Raw genomic sequence first — 17,877 nt, 5'->3', positions numbered from 1 at the left:
TATTAGCGGTCAAAGGTTTAAGATTGGTTCACCATGTCCGTTAACCGCGCGCAAACCATGAAACCTCTTCTGTACCTCGCAGCCGGCGAACAGTTCCCCGCGGAAAAGCTGCTGCAGGCCGTTGAAGCGATCGTCGTCGATGCGTGGGCACTGCAAGGCGCGGCAAGCCTGCGGCGACCAGACAGGGGGCAAGCGCCCTGCCTCCTTCTGGCGCGGACCGGGCCGGCGGAAACGATCGACGAGGAGGGTCTTGCGAGCCTCCTTCCCGATGTCGACGGCATCGTGGTGATGGCATGCCGAGGACCGGCCGATATCCAGAAGCTCGACGTGATGCTGAAGGTCGCCGAGGCGATCGCAGGCGTACCCCAGGGTCGAACGGCGCTGCTTGCGGAATATGCCACGGTTGCCGAAAGCGTGCTCTCGCCCCACTCGATGGCGGGCGTTTCTCCGCGCCTCTCCGCATTGGTCTTCGACGCCTCGGCGCTCGCGGCAGCATGCCGCTGCCAGCGCGTCACCGGGACAGGCGATGCGCCGGCCGTTATCCGGGCCGGGCGCGCCGCAGCTGTGCTGCGGGCCAGCGAGGCCGGCATCGCTGCCTATGAGATGCTGCCCGCCGATGCCCTGGACAAGGCGGCGGTGCGGCGGCTTTGGACAAACAGTCTCGATAACGGCTTCTCGGCCGTCGCCGCCGGCTCGCTGGAGCAACTCGAGCTTCTCGCCGACGCAGGCGCTTCGGACGAAATCTAGCGAAACGGCCGCGTCATCTCGAAGACGTCGCCGCCATCGCAATAATCCATGTAGCCGAGGCGTGCGAGCGGCTTGACCGTGGTCACATCGAAGCGTCCGTCGCGAATGGCCTCGTCGCGGATATGAATGCCGACGACCGCGCCGATGACGACATAGCTGTCGGATTCCACGCCATCGAGACCCTTCGGCTGGAACATCTCCGTCATCCGGCACTCGAGCGCCGCAAAGGCCTCACCGACGAAGGGCGCCCTGACGAGCGTTCCCTCGACCGGCGTCAATCCGGCGATCTCGAACTCGCTCTCGCCGTGCGGCGCTGCCAACGAGGTCCTGTTGACGGCCTCGCTCAGGTTGCGGCTGGCAAAGCTTGCCGTGAACTCGCCGGTCGCTTCGATATTGCGCACGGAATCCTTATAGCCGCTCGAGGAAAACATCACGAGCTTCGGCCGGTCGCTGATCGCATTGAAGAAGGAATAGGGCGCGAGGTTCAGCGAACCGTCCATGGCGCATGTACCGATCCAGCCGATCGGCCTCGGCGACACGATCGCCTTGAAGGGGTCGTGCGGCAAGCCATGCCGGTTCGTGGCCGTTTCGTAAAACATCAGGCCTCTTCCCCGACCCAGGTGACGATCTCGGCGAGCTCCGGCCGCGGCCGCTCGGTCGGCGGTACCAAGGCCGTGCCGATGTGAATGAACCCGGCGATCCTTTCGCCGGGTGCGACACCGAGCAGAGGATAGGCTTTCTCGTCAAAGGCGTACCATTCGGTCAGCCAGTTGGATGCATAGCCGAGCGCGTTCGCCGCCATCAAGAGATTGAGGCACACGGCGCCGGCCGACATCATCTGCTCCCATTCGGGGATCTTGAAATGCGGCGCGGCCTTGCTGACCACAGCAATCACCACCGGGGCGCGGGTCAGCCGCGTCTCCTCCACCTTCATCAGCTCTTCAGAGAGATCCGGCTTGGCGGCTAGCGCCATCCTCTTCAACTCGCCGCTGATCCGCGCCCTCTCCTCGCCGCGATAGACGATGAAGCGCCAAGGCGCCAGCTTGCCGTGGTCCGGTACGCGGGTGGCGAGCCTCAGCATTTCCTCCACCTCGGCCTTGCCGGGCCCCGGCCGCCCCATCTGAAAGGCCGGAATGGACCTGCGCGAGGCGAGATAGTCGACGAGCTTAATTTCGGTTTTCATATCGAGCGAATTCCACTAACTTGCCGCCGGATCGACAGCCACGAAAATGCCATACCGGCGTCTCAAGTGGAGTCACCCAGTCAGGAAGTCAACTGCCCTCATGCGCATCCGCACTCGTATTTTGCTGAGAACCGCCTTGGCGACCATGCTCGCCGGTTCTGCTGCGGAGCGGACGGTTGCGCAGGACGCCACCGATGCCTTCAAGAGCTTTCCGTCGATCTCCGGCAGCCGGAAGATGCCGAAGCTCACGAGTTTCAATCCGCTCGTCAGCGACCCTACCCAGAACGGCGAACTGAAGGACGTGAAACTCGAGGCCCTGCTGACGAGCGACGGCCAGCCGGTGGAGTCAGGCCTGAGTTGGCGGGTCTTCAGCCCGATCCCCGGAGGCGACGGCAAGCTCCCGCTGCTGGCCACTTCCGAAGGCGGCTCCACGGCCTTCAATCTCGTGCCCGGCGAATATTTCGTCAATGTCGCCTTCGGTCGCGCGGCAGCCACCCGCAAGATTCGCGTGCCCGAGCAAGGCGAATTGGACAAGCAGGTGCTGGTGCTGGATGCCGGCGGCGTCATGCTGAACGCCGTCTCCGGCAGCGATGTGCGTATTCCACCGAACGAGCTCAGCTTTTCGATCTTCTCATCCGACGTGAAGGAGGATGGCGAACGCGCCCTTATCGTCGCCGACGTGAAGCCGAACACGGTGGTCCGGCTCGGCGCCGGCACGTATCACGTGGTCTCCGACTATGGCGCGGTCAATGCGGTGATCCGCGCCGACATCCAGGTGGAAGCCGGCAAACTGACCGAAGCAACGATCCAGCACCGCGCCGCGAAGCTGACATTGAAGCTCGTCTCGGAACCCGGCGGCGAGGCGATCGCCGACACCGCCTGGTCGATCCTGACGTCCTCGGGCGACGTCGTCAGCGAAAGCGTCGGCGCGTTTCCGACGCTCGTGCTTGCCGAGGGCAGCTATACGGCCGTGGCGCGCAACAAGGACAAGATCTACCAACGCGACTTTGCCGTGAAAGCCGGCGTGAATACCGATGTGGAAGTGCTGCTGGACGGCAGCAGCGCTCCCGGCGAGACCGCCAATGCCGACGCGCTCGACTGATGTCACCGCCTTGGCCTGAGGCAGCGTCAAGCGATCACGATAGGGAAGGCTCAGGCCGCCGAGGTCTCACCCAGCAGTTTGTCGGAAATGTCGCGGCAGCCGAAGTCGTCGAGAGCGAACTTTATGCCGGAGCACTTCGGCTTTCGGATGGCGGCACGCGCCTTCAGGCGCGTGCCCACCGCAGTTCGAAACACCGCTCAATCGGCGCTCAGGCAGCCCGGGCGCTCCGTTCGGCCTTGCGCTTGAGGTCGGGCGCCATGGCTTCGCTCGAGAGCGCAGCGACCGCCTCGTCCAGAGACATTGCCGTCTGCGCCTGGGAGCCGAGCCGACGGATGTTGACCGAACGTTCCTCCGCCTCGCGCTTGCCGCAGACGACGATCACCGGAACCTTCGTCACCGAGTGCTCGCGTACCTTGTAATTGATCTTCTCGTTGCGGAAGTCGGTTTCGACGGTAAGCCCGGCCTCGCGCAGCCGCGCCGCGACTTCCCGGCCGTAATCGTCGGCGTCCGAGGTGATGGTGGCGACCACCACCTGCAGCGGCGAGATCCACAGCGGCATATGGCCGGCATAGTTTTCGAGCAGGATGCCGAGGAACCGCTCCATCGAACCGCAGATGGCGCGATGGATCATCACCGGCTGGCGCTTCTCCGAATCCTTATCGATGTAGAAGGCACCGAAACGCTCCGGCAGGTTGAAGTCGACCTGAGTCGTTCCGCACTGCCATTCGCGGCCGATCGCGTCCCGCAGCGTGTATTCGAATTTCGGCCCATAAAAGGCGCCCTCGCCCGGCAAGATGCCGGTCTTGATGCGGCCCCCGGATTGCGCCTCGATCGTCTTCAGCACCTCAGTCATCACCGCCTCGGCACGGTCCCAGAGCGCGTCGGAGCCGACGCGCTTGTCCGGCCGCGTCGAAAGCTTGACGACGATCTCCTCGAAGCCGAAGTCTTCATAGACCGAGAGGATCAGATCGTTGATCTTCAGGCATTCGGCCGCCATCTGCTCGTCGGTGCAGAAGATGTGCGCGTCGTCCTGCGTGAAGCCGCGCACACGCATCAGTCCGTGCAGCGCGCCGGACGGCTCGTAGCGATGCACGGCGCCGAATTCGGCCATGCGGACAGGCAGTTCGCGGTAAGACTTCAGACCATGCTTGAAGATCTGGATATGGCCGGGGCAGTTCATCGGCTTCAACGCGAAGACCCGATCGTCGTCCGTCTCGTCGCCGGCGACCGTCACCTTGAACATGTTGTCGCGGTACCAGCCCCAGTGGCCGGAGGTCTCCCAGAGTGACTTGTCGAGAACCTGGGGCGCGTTGACTTCCTGGTAGTCGATCTCGAGCCTGCGGCGCATATAGGCGACGAGGCTCTGGAATATGCGCCAGCCCTTGCCATGCCAGAAGACGACGCCCGGTCCTTCTTCCTGGAAATGGAACAGGTCCATCTCGCGGCCGAGGCGGCGATGGTCGCGCTTCTCGGCTTCGGCGAGCACGTGCAGGTACTGATCCAGTTCCTCCTGCGTGTGCCAGGCCGTGCCGTAAATGCGGGTCAGCATCGGATTGTTGCTGTCGCCACGCCAATAGGCGCCTGCCACCTTCATCAGCTTGAAGGCCGTGCCGATCTGGCCCGTCGAGGCCATGTGCGGGCCACGGCAGAGGTCGAACCAGTCGCCCTGGTAGTAGATCTTCAGATCCTGGCCTTCCGGGATCGCGTCGACGAGCTCGACCTTGTAGCTCTCGCCCTTGGCGGCGAAGACCTCCTTTGCCTTCTCACGCGACCAGACCTCCTTGGTGAAGGGATTGTTGCGTGCGATGATCTCCTTCATCTTCTTCTCGATGACCGGCAGGTCATCGGGCGTGAAGGGCTCGTTCTTGGCGAAGTCGTAGTAGAAGCCGTTGTCGATGACGGGACCGATCGTCACCTGCGTTCCCGGCCACAATTCCTGCACGGCCTCGGCCATCACATGGGCCGCGTCGTGGCGGATCAGTTCGAGCGCGCGCCTGTCTTCCCGCGTGACGATCTCGATCTTGCCGTCGGCGACTTTATCGGAAAGGTCGCGCAGGTCGCCGTCGAGAGCGATGGCGACAGCCTTCTTGGCCAGCGACTTCGAGATCGACTCGGCGACATCGCGGCCGGTCGTGCCCGCGGCAAACTCACGGACGGAACCATCAGGAAATGTAAGGGAAACGGACATCGTGATCTCCTATCCAGTCCCGCCAACGAATGCGGGTGGTATGGTTGCCGGCGGGGCCGGTGAATTGACGCGGGCCTGATAAAGGTTTTTGGCCGTTGAGTAAAGGCGCGGCGGCCCGTCAACCGGCAAGTATCCTGCGCAAACCCTTGACAGTGTTCCAGTTTCGCCACGTGCCGATGCCAAGCCGTTTCGTCGTCGAGGCGCCGAGCAGTCTCGACTCGCTCGCCTTGCCGCTGAAGTCCGCCCAGAGATCGCCACCGACGACGGCGACACGTTCGCCTCTCGTACAATAGCTCCGAAGTCCGTCGAATGCGTCCGGCCGAAGCGGAGAGCGCATGACGCGAATATGGACTCGAGCCGGATCCTCCTCGCCCGCCGCAAGGAACGGATTGCCGGCGGCAAGCCTCAGCCAGTCATCGGCCGAACGCGCGATGATGTCCACGTGTCGGTCGAACGTCTGGAGGAATGCCTTTTCAAGCGCCGATTCGATCTCTGCTAGCGGCTGTTCCGGAGCCTCGAAGATGAGATTGCCGGTGGCGACGAGGGTGCGCGGCAAGCGATAGCCGAGCCGCTCCGCCATCTGGCGAAGATCCGCCATCACGACACGCCGGCCCCCGCCCAGTATGATGCTGTGGAGCAGCGCGACATAGCTTGTCATTTCCCCTCCGAATCACGCCCTCCAGAAATCGACGGCCCCCTGCGGCAGCCGCGCGAGCACCCGATCGAGCTTTGCTTCGTCAACGTCTCGCCGAAGGGCCGCGGCGACGTCCGCGATGGCCGAATCCGGCGAGACATTGTGATCGCCGCGGAAAGCCTGCACCTCACGGGTCATCGCGAGCCGACCGGAGAAAGGCACGGTCGGCTCCTCGAGATCCCAATCCGTAACGAAGATCGCCCGCAGCACCGGCGGCAGGACGCTGGCGAAGAGCAGCGCCTCGGAAATGTCGAGGCGGCGTCGAAAGGCCTGAAGCACCGCCTGCACCATCGTATAGGCCTGATTGGTCGTCTGCAGGCCGGCCGTGTCGCGCGCGTCGAGGATGAAGCGATCAAAATCGGCGGACGCCTGCCGGTACTCCATCGGGATCGTCATGGCGATCACGCATCCTTTCGCCAGCGCTGCCACAAGCGCCACGGCGCATACCAGCGCTGGCGCGGCGCAAGCCTCTCCGGCACCGGATCGAAGCCGTGCGTTCCGCCGGGCCCGCAGCGCAGGACGCGAAACAGCGTCAGCCAGCCGCCGGCCCAGAGACCGTGCCGGGCTATCGCCTCATAGCCATATTCCGAACAGGTGGGCAGATGCCGGCAGGAATTGCCGATGAAGCTCGATAGCGTCAGCTGATAGGTGCGGATGGCCGCCATGCCGAAGAGACGGCCAGGAGTCTTGCGAATCGGCCCCGACCAGTTGCGGCCGGCGATGACTCTTCGGCTACTTCGAAGAAGGCGGTAGGACTGCGGCTTTCCGCACATCGTTTATACTGCGGTTGCGAGGCGCTTGGCCTCAATCTGGCCGATCGCATCGACAACCGCGTCAAAGGTCAGCATCGTCGAGGCATGGCGCGCCTTGTAGTCGCGAACGGGCAGCAGAAAGCGCATGTCCTCGAAGCGGCCGCAAGGCCCCTCTCCGTCCGCCTTCAGCATGGCCAGCATGTCCTCACGCGCCCGGCGGATTTCCGCGGTATGCGCGCCAACGACATGGCGGGCCATGATCGAGGACGATGCCTGTCCCAGGGCGCAGGCCTTCACATCATGGGCGAAGTCCGTGACGACATCCCCATCCATCTTCAGCCAGATTCTGACTTTCGACCCGCAAAGCTTCGAATGTGCCGCAGCTTCCGCATCGGCATCGGCGAGCATTCCGACCCTCGGAATGTTGCCGGCAAATTCGAGAATCCTGCTGTTGTAAATGTCATCCATCATTTGACGCGATCCGGCTGATTTTTCGCGGTTTTGAGTGATCGGCGCATGATTTTCTCCGGTACAGGGGAAAAAAGCACGGCGCGCTCGCCTGGGCCTCTTTCATCCATGTGGCGCCATACTATATGCTATGTCGTGTTGGGGCGACAGTTCCGCAAGAGGATAAGTGTCGCCTGTTGTTTGGGAAACCGTGCCGGACGGTCCAGTGCACTGCTAAGCCAGGACCCGAAAGCCCCGGAGCCCGCCAACGGAACCCAAGCCTGCAGGGTTAGGCGAATGGCCAATGGCGAGTTGTCCGAAAGATAAAACGTCAGCGATTCCGCTCGCGCATCAAGAGGCCATATGGACGCCATAGTAAAGAATTTCCCCGTGCTCGATGACACCAGTGGTCGTCCGACGCAGAAAGAAGCCGAGGAAGCCGTTCGCGTACTGCTGCGCTGGGCCGGCGAAGACCCGACCCGGGAGGGCCTGAAGGACACGCCCGCGCGTGTCGTCAAATCCTATCGGGAAATCTTTGGCGGGTACGACCTGGTTGCCGAAGACGTGCTTGGACGCACCTTCGAGGAGGTTTCGGGCTACGACGATATCGTGCTTGAGAAGGACATTCCGTTCTATTCGCATTGCGAACACCACATGGTGCCGATCATCGGCAAGGCACATGTCGCCTATCTGCCAAGCGGCCGCGTCCTCGGCTTGTCGAAGATCGCCCGTGTCGTCGACATCTATGCGCGCCGCCTGCAGACGCAGGAGTCGATGACGGCGCAAATCGCCAAAGCGATCGACGAGACGCTCGCTCCGCGCGGCGTCGCCGTGCTGATCGAGGCGGAGCATCTGTGCATGGCGATGCGCGGCATCAAGAAGCAGGGCGCGACGACGCTGACGACCACCTTTACCGGTGCCTTCAAGACGGAGCCGGCCGAGCAGGCCCGCTTCATGACCATGTTGAGGGGCTTCAAGTAAGCTCCAGCAAGGCGCTTTCGCGATGACGCTGACTTTTGCTGCTCCCTCGAACGACAAGGCCGAGCTTGAGATTGGCTCGGCCTTCACGCCCCGCTTCGACGAGAAGGGCCTGGTCACCGCTGTAGTGACCGACGCCCGCGACGGCGAATTGCTGATGGTCGCGCATATGAATGCCGAGGCACTGGCGCTGACGATCGAAACCGGTATTGCCCACTATTTCAGCCGCTCGCGCAACAGCCTGTGGAAGAAGGGCGAGAGTTCCGGCAACGTGCAGGCCGTCCAGGAAATCAGGACCGATTGCGATCAGGACGCCGTCTGGCTGAAGGTTACCGTTGCAGGCCATGACGCCACCTGTCACACGGGACGCCGCTCCTGCTTCTACCGCACGGTTGGGGTCGAGGGCGGTGAGCCGAAAGTAACCATTTCGGATGAACGCAGATACTTTGATCCGAAGCTTGTCTACGCCGAAAAATAGCGCCTGGCTGAAATCATCTGGATTTTCCTGGGGCACCCCCATGTTATATTCATACTTTAGAAACTAAACGGGCGCTTAATCATTTATCATACAATCGGTTCCTGCGGTAACTGCGGCGTTCCGAGCTGTGTTGCAGATTGTATCCAATGTTTACTGGGCCAGCCGCATTGGCGACAGGTTCGGTGCTAAATTTCAATTCTGGTGCCAGTCTTTCAGCCATGAATGTGACAAGGCCGACACCACGCCGGCTTGGCAGGGGTCTCCTACAAGACGCGCGCTTCAGATTAATCGGTTCGGCGGTGTTGGAGGTGCCGGATGTTGAACTGGACGTTCACGCGCAATACTCAAATAGCCGACCTGTCCGGCCCCAATGGCACATCGCTGACGACCACACCTTCTGAACCCGTCCCACTCTCGGCGAAGCCGAAGATCGCCATAGCACTTGGCGGCGGCGCGGCGCGCGGCTGGGCCCATATCGGCGTCTTGAGAGCGCTCGACGAAGAGGGTGTCGAGGTCGGCATGATCGCGGGCACGTCGATCGGCGCGCTTGTCGGTGGCTGCTATCTCTCCGGCAAGCTTGACGAGCTCGAAGACTTCGCCCGTTCCCTCACCGTCCGCCGCATCGCCAGCCTGCTCGATTTCGCCATCGGCGGCGGTGGCCTGTTCGGTGGCCTGCGGCTCACCAAGCGCATGCAGGAGCACCTCGAGAACATCAGCATCGAGGATCTCGACCGTCCCTTCATCGCTGTCGCCACGGAAGTCCACAGCGGTCACGAGGTGTGGCTGGAAAAGGGATCGCTGATCACCTCGATACGCGCTTCATATGCGCTGCCGGGGATTTTTGAACCGATCCATGCGAATGGGCGCACCCTCATCGACGGCGCCCTCGTCAATCCCGTTCCCGTCTCCGTTTGCCGCGCCTACGAGCAGCAACTCGTCGTCGCCGTCAACCTCAACTACGATCTCTACGGCCGTTCCGCCGTCGTCAAGCACAACGCCGGCATGGAAGCCCCCGACGCTCCCGCCAAGCCGGGCAGTGCCTATTCGGCGCGTCTCGGCATGACGAGCGTCATGGTTCAGGCCTTCAACATCATCCAGGACCGCATATCGCGCGCACGCCTGGCCGGTGACCCGCCGGATCTGGCGCTCCATCCCAAGCTCAACGATATCGGACTGTCGGAGTTTCACCGCGCCGGCGAAGCGATCGAACGCGGTTACCTGGAGGCGAAAGCCAAGCTTGCCGAGATCAAGCGAATGCAGGAAGCGCTTACCCGATAGCTGATAACCAGGCGCATCCCAAAACCCGTCAGTGCTTTGAGACGCTCCCGCAGCCTGTTTCGCGCGCCCTTAAGGACGCGCGAAGGAGGTGACCCTCTCGCCTCTAGCCGGCGATGTATGCCTTGATTTCTTCGGTCTCCCGCTCGATGGCGCGAATATGGTATTTCACCACGTCGCCGATCGATATGATACCCGCCAGGCGGCCCTCGCTTTCGACCGGGAGATGGCGCGCGCGGAATTTGCTCATCATCTCCATCAGGCTCTGCACCGTCATTTCCTCGCCGCAGCAATAGACGTTCTGCCACATGACCGATGAGACCGGTTTGTCGAGACAGCCGGCACCATATTTGGCAATGGAGGCGACGACGTCGCGTTCGGTGAGAATGCCGACGATATGATCATCGACATCGACGATGACCACGGCACCGATATGATTGTCATGGAGCAATGTCGCCGCCTGCTGCACCGTCACCTGAGGCGTCACGGTTACGACGCTGCGGCCCTTTTCATTGAGAATTGCTTTGACTGACATGCACACATCTCCCGTTGCGACAAATACCGGGCTCGCGGGAAGAGGTTCTCGCCGTATCAGCTGCTACGCACGCATCCCGAGTGGGGATGCTTTACGGACAGTCGGCCGCAGGAACCCGACCCGGTAAGGCGCTCGTGCCACCACACGAACCGCACCCACCCGGTCATTTCAGCGGCCGCCTAACGTTAGGTGATCGGCGACCGTGGTGAATGGTGCGTCAGGGCTCCAATGAAATCAAGCCTTCGCGCGACGTCCTTCACTCTCTTCCGGGCGAAGAGCATCACGATGGTCCTGAATATGAAACAATCCTTCATCGTGCTGCGATGGAGGATGCGGCACTCCATCGACTCACTTGCGCGGATCGAACAGGCCGAACAGAAGGAAGCCGAAGAGAAAGCCGCCGATATGCGCCTCCCAGGCGACGCTTCCCGCGCCTCCCATGGAGAAGAGGCCGAGCCCGATCAGGAAGTTGGTCAGGAACCATATCCCGGTGAACACCAATACTGACCGGTTTCCCAGCGTTTCCGTGAGCGAAAGCCGGCGGTTGAGATGGGCGAATTGGCGGCTGATGCGGCCGCTCGGCGAAAAGACGAAGCGCGCCGCCGCTCCCATGAAACCGGAGACAACGCCTGAGGCACCGACAACCACCGCCATCTCGCCCCAATGGAAGACGACGTGCAGGGCGACGGCCGCTGCAGCCGAGAGACACCAGAAGAGGGCGAGCCGCGCGACGCCGATGCGCCGCACCACCGGCGCGCCGAACGCAACCATCCAGAAGACATTGAAAATCAGATGCTCCCAACTGCCGTGGAGAAAGGAATAGGTAACGGGAGACCACAGCCAGACGAGACCCTGCTCGCCGAGCGGGATCGTGTAGCGCGCCGGCAGAAAAGCAAAGTTGAGAATGACTTCCTGGTCCAGCGTCTCCGGCAGAACATAGGTTCTGATCGCGTGGATCGCCACGAGGAACAGGAGAACGAAGTTCAGGCCCTGCGGAAGATTGAAGGCGGGTTCCCGGCTGCGGCTTACCGTGCTTTCGCCATCGACCGGTGTCGCCGGCTGATCCTGTTCCATCACTCTCTTCCTGCTCACGCGCCTATGACGGCCGTGTCTCCGTCGTCCGGCAGTACCGACGACACGCGAAGGGATAAGCAAACAAAAAAAGGCCGTCCAGTAAAAACTGAACGGCCGTCGAGCCCAAATTCCGGTGCTCCAGTCGATGTGCCGAAGGCAACCCTTCGTGAAGTGATGGGGAGGAAATGCCAGCCGGCAGCCCCGCCAGCAAGGGAAACCGACCGTTAACCTTAATTTCGGCGTGGCACGGAAATCGCTCCGTCCATTTCAGAACCGAGCGAGAGGCGGCCACCTGTATCACTCCGGTACAGCCGCCCACCCATTCAGGGCCATCTAATCAGGGAGTGTATCGCCCCTATGCACAGCAGAACGACAATGGAGCTGTTCCAGTATTGGAATGCAGTCCGCGGCAATCGCGACCTTCCGCGCCGGGACGAAATCGATCCGGCGCATATCCGTTCGCTGCTGCCCGATCTTTTCATTCTTCAAAGGCAGGCAAGCCGTGACGTTCGCTTTCGTCTTGCGGGGACTGGAGTCTGCGCGCTGTTCGGCCGAGAATTGCGCGACGGGCAATTCGGCGACCTCTGGCTCGACTCGGAAGCGGACGGAACCGCCCGTATTGCCGAAGAGGTGATGACGCAAATGACGCCCATGCTGCTCTATGCCCGCGGCGCCACGGGGGCCGGTGACGAACTCGACGTTGAACTGCTGCTTGCGCCCCTCGCATCGTCCGACGGTACGAACGACCGTCTGCTCGGCGCGCTCTCTCCCCTCGCCCGCCCGGTCTGGCTGCATATGACGCCGCTCACGCATCTTGTCTCAACCGGCCTCAGCCTTCCCGATGCTTCCCCAAACCTGCCGCTCGATCCCGCCTATCGGCAACCGGCGACGACAAAATCAAACGTTGCAGGATGGATCGGACGCAACAATCGCAAGGTGTCGCATTTGCGCATCCTTGACGGCGGCAGGCGTGACTGACGAGGCATGAAACCAACCCTGCGGCGAACCTTCTATTAACCGGCCACGCCTATACTTCCGCGTGCAAGCATATGTCGATCGCAGAGTGACCATGTTCTCGTTTCAGCACGCCCAAAATAGCGGCCCGAGGCCACACCAGGAGAACGCCTTTCAGCGTGTTTCGGTAAATCTTGCGGGGCGGCTGATGCTTGCCAATCGTGACGAATATGAATGCACCGCGGTCGACATGTCGCCGGGGGACGTGCTTTTCGCGACCGCGGCGCGGCCGCGCACCGGTGAGCGCATCATCGCCTATATCGATCACGTCGGCCGCCTCGAAGGCACCGTATCGAGACTCGGCGAGGATGCCTTCGTCATCCAGTTGAACGCCACCGAGCGCAAGCGCGAGAAGCTCGCCGCGCAGCTCACCTGGATTGCCAACAAGCACGAACTGGGACTGCCGGAGGATCGGCGCCACGACCGGCTTGCGCCGCGCAAGACGGTCACCGAGCTCACCGTCGACACCGGTGAGAAATATGCCTGCCGCATCATCGACCTTTCGCTCTCGGGTGCGGCGGTCGACATCGACGTCCGCCCCGCCATAGGAACGGCGGTCAAGCTCGGCCACGGCATGAAGGGCAGGATCGTGCGCCATTTCCAGGAGGGCGTGGCGATCGAGTTTTCCGGGATCCAGGCGCGCGAGGCGCTGACCGAATTCCTCTAGCGTATCGGCCCGAAAATCGGACCCGATTTTCGGAAAGCACGATGCGTAGCTTCAAAGATTTCCAGCGTCCTTTGCGCGTCCTGAAGGGACGCACGGCGCCGTAAGGCCAAGACACAGCGCGCCAAAGCGCTAGACTTCGCCGACATCCCGAAGCTGCTCAGCGCCGAGCCAAGGTCTCGCCTTGCCTGCGTACTCCGCCACCGGTTGCTGCCATGGGCGCTCGCCCGTGGACCTCCGCTTCGATCCTTTAGAAATTGCCACTGACGCACCTAAGCTGAGGCGGAAATATTCTTTGGATAATTGTCAGTTACGACAAGTCTGCCGCTGATTAACTCTATAGCTATCATCTCGCCTATCCCCTCGCGCGGATGGCTGAATGGTGCGCACCGGCCGCACCTCTCCGCCAAGCCGCCTCAAGGATCAAAAGCCCCGGTTTTTCAACCACATGCCAAGTGCCCAGGGTTTACTCGGGGAAAAACTCGATAAAAATTTAGCAGTATTTTATTCTTATTCAACTCGAATTCTATTCTTCTTTTATTCTTATACTATTCTTATTTGTACTTGTTTTTACCTCGGATATTCGCCGGCGATAAAAAGCCTTGTGCCATTGTCGAACCACAACGGGGAGACAAACATGCACAAGATAATCGCCAAGACGTTCGCCGCTGCGGCGCTGATAACAGGCTTTCTGGCAGGGCCTGCCCTTGCCCTTCCGGCAAACATGAGCGTGGGCGGCTCGACCAACCCGCCCGTGGGCCACTACGAGTTCTGCAAGAGCCATTCCTCCGAATGTTCGCCGACAGGTCCCGACCGCGGCCCGGCCGTGCTGACGCGCGAAGGGTGGAAGAAAATCCTCGAGGTCAATTACGAGGTGAATCAGGCGATTACGCCGCTGACCGACATGGAGATCAATGGCGTGGAAGAGAAGTGGTCCTATCCGGATGTCGTCGGCGATTGCGAGGACTACGTGCTCCTGAAGCGCCGCAAGCTGATCGAAAGCGGCTTTTCTCCCGCCGATCTCTTGATCACGGTCGTGCTGCAGCCGAACGGCGACGGCCATGCTGTGCTCACGGTGCGTACCGATCGAGGCGATTTCATCCTCGACAACATGCGCAGCAAGGTCCTGCTGTGGTCCGAGACCGAATACACCTTCCTGAAGCGCCAATCCTCGGAGAATGCCGGACGGTGGGTGAAACTGCAGGATGGCCGCGCGGTTGCCGTGGGCACGATCCGTACCGAGTAGTCCGGCCGCAATCGGCCGCCATCATGAATGCGACACGGGCTTGGGTCAGCGTCCCCGTCTAGACCAAGCCCCGCGGGGCCGGTTCCGTTTGTCCCCGGAACCGGCCCTCTTTTATTGCGCGAGACGCAGCACGCGCTTCATCGAAAATTAACCATGCTGCGCGAGCGTCAGGAAGCGACCACCGCCGGAGTCGGCAAGACGAAGGATGGAGGGCGTGCATCTCCAAACGGCCACGCCATCGCCACGGACGGCGCCTCTCGTGAACAAGCCCTTGAGTCCCCAACCGGAACTTGCCCCGCTTCTTTCGCCACGCCTCGCCTACAAGGCCACCGCGGCCGTCGGGCTTCTGGCGGCGCTCGTGCTGGCCATTTCCGTGTCGACGCCGTGGCTCGGCGAGAAGCTGGCGCGCGCCGGACATACCTCCAGCCGCGAAAGCTTCGATATCTTCATCGGACAGGATCATCTGCGTCTGCCGGCAAATGTCATCCGCTTCGACAGCCAACGGGCAACAGGAATCGTCGAGCAGGTCGACCTCTATCTCACATGGCCGGCGCTCGAGGGCTACAGCGACGAGACCCGTCAGGTGTTCAACGATGTCGACCGGCCGGAAAGGCTGATCTTCCTGCAGATCGCACAAAGCACCATGTCACGCGATATGTCGGGGCGGTTCGAGCCGATCTATAGGCACGTCCTGGAGGAGACCGCTCAGCCCGCCCCGGCGGGCCTCACCAGATACGACGCCAAGCCGAGTTCCAGCTATGCCGGCGAGGCCTTTTTCACCGCCACTCGAACTGGACGCCCGCCCTTTGTCCTGCGCTGCCTCCTGCCGCAAAACCCCGCGACCTCGACGAGCGCCGATTGCCAGCGCGACTTTCATGCGGGCAAGGATCTCAGCATTCTCTACCGTTTCTCGGCAAAGTTGCTGCCGGAATGGCAGGCAATCGATGCTTCGATGGAAAGTTTCATCCGAGACCGACTCGTGCCGTGAATTTGTCAAAGAGTCGTGGTCGAGGCAGCCTGCTCGCCAATGCGGCCAGCGGTGCCATAGCCGAACAAGACAACCTGCCCCGGAAACCAATCATTCATCATAAACCGATTGGTAACGCTATCCCGATACTGTCTCGGGAACGGTCGTATCCGGAGACGTCGTCCGGACGACACCCATGACATAAGAATGAAGAGCAACGCAGTGTCTCGATCCGTTTTTTTTGATCTCGCCAAACGTCCGCTCGGCGGCTTCGCAAAAGTGGTAGGACGGCTCGTCCTCGCTGGCGTCGTCGCCAGTTTGGCCCTCTCGGCGCCGGCATTCGCCAATCCGAAATATGCCGGCATCGTCGTCGACGCGAAGACCGGCAAGGTGCTCTATGGCGAGGATGCGGATCAGCTGCGCTATCCGGCCTCGCTCACCAAGATGATGACGCTGTACCTGACCTTCGAGGCGCTCGAGGCCGGCCGGATCAGCAAATCCACTCCGGTGCCCTTCTCCAAGAAGGCATCGGCGGAGCCGCCCTCGAAGCTCGGCGTCCGCGCCGGCAAATCGATCACTGTCGAACAGGCGATCCTTTCGCTGGTCACGCGATCGGCCAACGACGCGGCGACGGCTCTTGGCGAGCTCCTCGGCGGATCGGAACAGCGCTTCGCCCGCATGATGACGAACAAGGCGCGCGCCCTCGGCATGACGCGTACGACCTATCGCAACGCCAACGGTCTGCCGAACGCGGAACAGAAGACCACGGCGCGCGATCAGGCCCGGCTCGGTCTCGCCCTGCGCCAGCATTTCCCGCAATATTACGATTACTTTTCGACCCGCAGCTTCCGCTTTGGCAAGCAGACCATCGGCAACCACAACCGCCTCCTCGGCAATGTGCGGGGCGTCGACGGCATCAAGACCGGCTATACGCGCGCTTCCGGTTTCAACCTGGTAACTTCCGCCCAAGTCGATGGCCGCAGTATCGTCGCCGTGGTCATGGGCGGAACCTCCGGCGGCTCTCGCGACGCGCAGATGCGCAAGCTGGTCGCCAAGTACATGCCGGCCGCCTCCCGCCGCGGCAACGGCAACCTGATCGCCGAAGCGCCGGCCGCACCGGTCGAGAGCGTTACGGAAACGGCCGTCGCCGAGGCCGAAGTGCAAGCCGTCGCGGCAGCTGCATCGGTCGCCGCCGCTTCGGACCTGCCGAACACCGGTCCGGTACCGGATTTCCGTTACGGCAGCGAAAGCGCCGGCAGCGTCGAAATGGCCTATGCAGCCGAGAAGCCCGCTTCCGACAATCCGGTCCTCGCGGCCAAGGTTGCGCCGAACACGCTCGACGCCCAAAGCGCGAAGCTCACCCACCAGGCAGCCGTCTCCGCCGACGTCGATACGCAGATCACCAATTCGGTCGCCAAGGCAGAGGCTTCGGCCGGCGCAGAGGCAAGGATGCAAGCCGACATCCAGCCGCAGGGCTGGGTCATTCAGATCGGTGCCACGGCCGACAAGGCACAAGCCATGACCCTCCTTGACAATGCCAAGGAAAAAGGCGGCAAGGTGCTGCGGGATGCAACACCGTTCACCGTCGCATTCGGCGACGGTTCGGCACAGGTCTACCGGGCACGCTTCGGTGGTTTCGATGACCAGAACAAGGCAATCAACGCCTGCAAGATCTTGAAGAAGAAGGGCTTCGCCTGCTGGGCCAGCCAGCAGTGACAGACACGGCCGGATGTTTTTCCGGCCGATCTCCTCGGAAATTGTTTAGCGTAACGAGGTTTGTCATGGCAGTGAACGAGAATGTCCCCGGCATCCCTGCGATACCGGGAAGTAAGGGAAAGCCCGTGCGCACCGGTCTGCATCCGCTGCACGAGGCGGCCATGCGCATAGCCGATGCCGGTCTCAACCGCTCCAAAGGGAAAACGCGTGATCTGGTGGCCATGCTGCTGACGCATGGCGCCCGCGCCTGGCGCTCGACCCAGCCGCGTGCGGGAATACACCTGCACGTCACCGCAGCCGGTCACCGGCATCCCTTGCGAATCCGGATCGGCTGACACTTAGACAGCGCTTTGATTGCGGGCGCCGCCTGTTACAAGAGGCCGAGTTCCGCCAGTTCACGGCGCAATTCGAGCGGCATTTCGCCGCCGTCCGAGGAAAGCGACGCCAGATCGCGCGGGGCCTCCTTCTGCTCCAGATAACGCCAGCCTTGGAAAGCGCGGCGCGGCTGAAGCTCGGTTTCGATCACTTGCGCCCCGAGGAGAAGATTGCAGCGGCCAACGCCCTCGCCGTCGGTGAAGGTCTCGATGCCGATCAGCGGCTGGCGTGCCTGTACATATCCCTTGATCACCCAGTAGAGCGAACCTCCGGCGAGAAGGTCCTCTGTGCGCTTCGGCACCATCCGGGTCGTATGGAAGGAGTGCGGCTCCTGCCCCGCGGCGACGGCCGCGAGAGCCTTGCGGGCGACCCACTCGCGCAAGTCTTCGACGGATTCTGCGCCGACGCAGAGCTTTATGAGATGCAAAGCCATGGCAATGCT

Annotated in this window: 22 protein-coding genes; 11 read left to right on the top strand and 11 right to left on the bottom strand. The window is 62.0% G+C overall.

What is annotated here, in order from left to right; genetic code table 11:
- The first annotated feature begins 33 nt into the window (after window positions 1-33).
- Window positions 34-747 (top strand): aldolase/citrate lyase/malate synthase family protein, encoded by a 714-nt coding sequence (locus NXT3_RS07600; protein WP_037423177.1) that lies wholly within the window; start codon window positions 34-36, stop codon window positions 745-747.
- On the opposite strand, the gene NXT3_RS07595 is transcribed toward NXT3_RS07600, so the two are convergent.
- Together NXT3_RS07595 and NXT3_RS07590 are read right to left on the bottom strand one after the other, a co-directional pair.
- A complete protein-coding gene (locus NXT3_RS07595) occupies window positions 744-1,346 on the bottom strand; it encodes a flavin reductase family protein (protein WP_037423180.1) in 603 nt (200 codons plus the stop codon). The genes NXT3_RS07600 and NXT3_RS07595 overlap by 4 nt on opposite strands.
- Window positions 1,346-1,930, bottom strand: a complete 585-nt coding sequence (locus NXT3_RS07590) for a nitroreductase family protein (RefSeq protein ID WP_104839039.1) — start codon at window positions 1,928-1,930, stop codon at window positions 1,346-1,348. The genes NXT3_RS07595 and NXT3_RS07590 overlap by 1 nt, the downstream gene beginning before the upstream one ends.
- Before the next feature lie 100 nt (window positions 1,931-2,030).
- On the opposite strand from NXT3_RS07590, the gene NXT3_RS07585 reads away from it, so the two are divergent.
- Complete coding sequence (locus NXT3_RS07585; protein ID WP_037423185.1) at window positions 2,031-3,032, top strand: RgsD C-terminal domain-containing protein; 1,002 nt, start codon at window positions 2,031-2,033, stop codon at window positions 3,030-3,032.
- 50 nt (window positions 3,033-3,082) lie between these two features.
- Here NXT3_RS07585 and NXT3_RS32900 read toward each other — a convergent pair whose 3' ends face one another.
- The 6 genes from NXT3_RS32900 to NXT3_RS07560 all read right to left on the bottom strand — a co-directional run bounded on the left by NXT3_RS32900 (window position 3,083) and on the right by NXT3_RS07560 (window position 7,137).
- Entirely contained in the window at window positions 3,083-3,211 is a 129-nt protein-coding gene (locus NXT3_RS32900; protein ID WP_272939859.1) for a hypothetical protein, read from the bottom strand.
- A 29-nt stretch (window positions 3,212-3,240) separates the two neighbouring features.
- The gene (gene thrS, locus NXT3_RS07580) at window positions 3,241-5,226 is read right to left on the bottom strand and encodes a threonine--tRNA ligase (protein ID WP_104839038.1); all 1,986 of its coding nucleotides are present in this window, start codon (window positions 5,224-5,226) and stop codon (window positions 3,241-3,243) included.
- A gap of 112 nt (window positions 5,227-5,338) precedes the next feature.
- Complete coding sequence (locus NXT3_RS07575) at window positions 5,339-5,878, bottom strand: DUF1697 domain-containing protein (protein ID WP_104839037.1); 540 nt, start codon at window positions 5,876-5,878, stop codon at window positions 5,339-5,341.
- A gap of 12 nt (window positions 5,879-5,890) precedes the next feature.
- Window positions 5,891-6,310, bottom strand: coding sequence for a DUF2267 domain-containing protein (locus NXT3_RS07570; protein ID WP_234828083.1), 420 nt, complete (start codon window positions 6,308-6,310; stop codon window positions 5,891-5,893).
- A 5-nt stretch (window positions 6,311-6,315) separates the two neighbouring features.
- The gene (yidD, locus tag NXT3_RS07565) at window positions 6,316-6,687 is read right to left on the bottom strand and encodes a membrane protein insertion efficiency factor YidD (RefSeq protein WP_104839036.1); all 372 of its coding nucleotides are present in this window, start codon (window positions 6,685-6,687) and stop codon (window positions 6,316-6,318) included.
- A gap of 3 nt (window positions 6,688-6,690) precedes the next feature.
- Window positions 6,691-7,137, bottom strand: a complete 447-nt coding sequence (locus NXT3_RS07560) for an iron-sulfur cluster assembly scaffold protein (protein ID WP_083854205.1) — start codon at window positions 7,135-7,137, stop codon at window positions 6,691-6,693.
- Between the two features lie 339 nt (window positions 7,138-7,476).
- Here NXT3_RS07560 and folE point away from each other — a divergent pair, with 339 nt between their 5' ends.
- From folE to NXT3_RS07545, 3 genes are all read left to right on the top strand, one after another.
- Complete coding sequence (gene folE, locus NXT3_RS07555) at window positions 7,477-8,094, top strand: GTP cyclohydrolase I FolE (RefSeq protein ID WP_037423197.1); 618 nt, start codon at window positions 7,477-7,479, stop codon at window positions 8,092-8,094.
- A 22-nt stretch (window positions 8,095-8,116) separates the two neighbouring features.
- The gene (gene hisI / locus NXT3_RS07550; RefSeq protein ID WP_037383125.1) at window positions 8,117-8,569 is read left to right on the top strand and encodes a phosphoribosyl-AMP cyclohydrolase; all 453 of its coding nucleotides are present in this window, start codon (window positions 8,117-8,119) and stop codon (window positions 8,567-8,569) included.
- A 315-nt stretch (window positions 8,570-8,884) separates the two neighbouring features.
- Window positions 8,885-9,847, top strand: coding sequence for a patatin-like phospholipase family protein (locus NXT3_RS07545; protein ID WP_104839035.1), 963 nt, complete (start codon window positions 8,885-8,887; stop codon window positions 9,845-9,847).
- Between the two features lie 103 nt (window positions 9,848-9,950).
- Here the strand turns inward: NXT3_RS07545 and NXT3_RS07540 are convergent, their stop codons facing one another.
- Entirely contained in the window at window positions 9,951-10,379 is a 429-nt protein-coding gene (locus NXT3_RS07540) for a CBS domain-containing protein (RefSeq protein WP_037423202.1), read from the bottom strand.
- A 348-nt stretch (window positions 10,380-10,727) separates the two neighbouring features.
- On the bottom strand, window positions 10,728-11,453 hold the full coding sequence (locus tag NXT3_RS07535; protein ID WP_037423205.1) for a rhomboid family intramembrane serine protease: 726 nt from the start codon (window positions 11,451-11,453) through the stop codon (window positions 10,728-10,730).
- Between the two features lie 375 nt (window positions 11,454-11,828).
- On the opposite strand from NXT3_RS07535, the gene NXT3_RS07525 reads away from it, so the two are divergent.
- From NXT3_RS07525 to NXT3_RS07500, 6 genes are all read left to right on the top strand, one after another.
- Window positions 11,829-12,431 carry a PAS domain-containing protein gene (locus NXT3_RS07525; RefSeq protein ID WP_234828082.1) on the top strand — a complete coding sequence of 201 codons (603 nt, stop codon included), beginning with the start codon at window positions 11,829-11,831 and terminating at the stop codon, window positions 12,429-12,431.
- 91 nt (window positions 12,432-12,522) lie between these two features.
- Window positions 12,523-13,134 carry a PilZ domain-containing protein gene (locus tag NXT3_RS07520; protein WP_037423208.1) on the top strand — a complete coding sequence of 204 codons (612 nt, stop codon included), beginning with the start codon at window positions 12,523-12,525 and terminating at the stop codon, window positions 13,132-13,134.
- A 634-nt stretch (window positions 13,135-13,768) separates the two neighbouring features.
- On the top strand, window positions 13,769-14,377 hold the full coding sequence (locus tag NXT3_RS07515; protein WP_037423211.1) for a transglutaminase-like cysteine peptidase: 609 nt from the start codon (window positions 13,769-13,771) through the stop codon (window positions 14,375-14,377).
- Window positions 14,378-14,636: 259 nt separating this feature from the next.
- Window positions 14,637-15,365, top strand: coding sequence for a hypothetical protein (locus tag NXT3_RS07510; RefSeq protein ID WP_097526891.1), 729 nt, complete (start codon window positions 14,637-14,639; stop codon window positions 15,363-15,365).
- 180 nt (window positions 15,366-15,545) lie between these two features.
- Window positions 15,546-17,060 (top strand): D-alanyl-D-alanine carboxypeptidase, encoded by a 1,515-nt coding sequence (locus NXT3_RS07505; RefSeq protein WP_199773344.1) that lies wholly within the window; start codon window positions 15,546-15,548, stop codon window positions 17,058-17,060.
- Between the two features lie 65 nt (window positions 17,061-17,125).
- The gene (locus NXT3_RS07500) at window positions 17,126-17,395 is read left to right on the top strand and encodes a hypothetical protein (protein WP_104839033.1); all 270 of its coding nucleotides are present in this window, start codon (window positions 17,126-17,128) and stop codon (window positions 17,393-17,395) included.
- A 35-nt stretch (window positions 17,396-17,430) separates the two neighbouring features.
- On the opposite strand, the gene NXT3_RS07495 is transcribed toward NXT3_RS07500, so the two are convergent.
- Window positions 17,431-17,868 (bottom strand): DUF1489 family protein, encoded by a 438-nt coding sequence (locus NXT3_RS07495; protein ID WP_037423217.1) that lies wholly within the window; start codon window positions 17,866-17,868, stop codon window positions 17,431-17,433.
- Window positions 17,869-17,877 lie beyond the last annotated feature (9 nt).

Origin of the sequence: Sinorhizobium fredii (assembly GCF_002944405.1) — a bacterium.
GTDB lineage: Bacteria > Pseudomonadota > Alphaproteobacteria > Rhizobiales > Rhizobiaceae > Sinorhizobium > Sinorhizobium fredii_C.
Note: the sequence above shows the minus strand (reverse complement) of the source record. Positions and strands in the feature narration are given on the sequence as shown.